The following is a 1,354-nucleotide window of genomic DNA, read 5'->3' as shown; positions in this document are numbered from 1 at the left end:
TCGCGGACGACGCCATTATCGCGCATTTTTTCATATCTGGCGTCGAGGATGAGGTAGCGGATCTCGGCGAGGGGTCGGGTGCGCCAGGCGGCGAGTTCGTCATCGAGCAGCTTGCTGGCGCGGCTGACCTGAGCGGAGGAGAGGCTTTCGATGCCGAATTCGCGCATGACGGCCTCGACGTCGCGGGTGGAGACGCCTTTGATGTACATTTCGGCGACGGCGACCATGACGGCGCGGACCGAGCGTCGGCCGCGTTCGAGGGACTGTGGGTAGAAGGGTTCGCCCACGTGACCGGCGGTTTTGGGGACATCGACGGTGATCGACCCGGCCGGGGTATCGATCCGCTTGGGCTTGTAGCCATTGGCGTAACCCTGACGATCGGGGTTGCGCTCGTAGTGACTGGCGTGGAGGAAGCGTTCGCGCTCGATCTGCATGGCGAGTTCGAAGGTCCTGGCAAATACCGTGGCGATATCGCCTGCGCCGTTTTCGATCAGATGTTCCAAAAGTGCCTCGATAATCGTATCCTTTTTGGCGTCCATTCATCGGTCTCCATGTTGGTGTGAACAACTGCATGGAATACCAGAATGAACAGCCCTTGCCGGGGCATGCCCCGGCAAGGGCACCAACTCCCAACCCAAAATGAATTTCCAGACGTCAGGTTACACCACCTTCCTTGGCGACCTTGGCGATCTCCGGAACCTTGCCGGTAAGACCGATGATCGTGTCGCTGAATTTGGGTAGATATGTTCTCAATACTGCCGGCGTATCATGGGTTGGATCGACGGTGATAAAGACAGGAGCAACATGTTTGGCGAGCTTCCCGAGCGAGTTCATCATGATCGCCATTTTTTCGAGTGTCAGAGGGCACTCATCCGGGCAGCGCGTATAGCCGAAATAGACCAGCATCCAGCGCCCGTGAAAACTCGCTGGGGTCATCGTCCGGTTGAACTGGTTGGTCAGGGTGAACTGCCCGCCGATCGGCGCACCGGGCGGGATCGCGGAATCGGTGGTAGTCGTCAATTTGCCGTGGTGGTTCCAACCAAGTAAATGCGCCAGAGCATCAAGGGCATCGGGATCGATGATGACGAACGCCATCGCCACTCCAAGACCGACCACGCTGCCAAGCGCGATCCGCCGACCGATCTGATTACCTTTGAAGGTGGTCATCGTGCCGCCCCAGCCTTTGGTGATGGCCCGGCTGTGCACGGAAATACCTGCATCACCTCGTTAGACGTAAGCAGCGACATTAAATTATTTATGTTGTGGTGAACTGAATAGGTATTTTATCAAAGCTGCAATCGCTAAAATAATTATCAGCAGGATGGCTAGGCTGATTATGGCCATCCCACCCATC

The 1,354-nt window shown here is 56.9% G+C and carries 2 protein-coding genes; both read right to left on the bottom strand.

Annotation, left to right across the window (positions count from 1 at the left end):
- The coding region (locus SIL87_RS02275) for a transposase (RefSeq protein WP_319612654.1) at positions 1-539 on the bottom strand (539 nt) is incomplete at its 3' end.
- Between the two features lie 115 nt (positions 540-654).
- Positions 655-1,206 carry an SCO family protein gene (locus SIL87_RS02270; protein WP_319612653.1) on the bottom strand — a complete coding sequence of 184 codons (552 nt, stop codon included), beginning with the start codon at positions 1,204-1,206 and terminating at the stop codon, positions 655-657.
- Positions 1,207-1,354 lie beyond the last annotated feature (148 nt).

This window comes from Acidiphilium acidophilum, from assembly GCF_033842475.1.
In the GTDB taxonomy this organism is placed as follows: domain Bacteria; phylum Pseudomonadota; class Alphaproteobacteria; order Acetobacterales; family Acetobacteraceae; genus Acidiphilium; species Acidiphilium acidophilum.
This window is presented reverse-complemented; position numbering and strand designations above follow the sequence as displayed.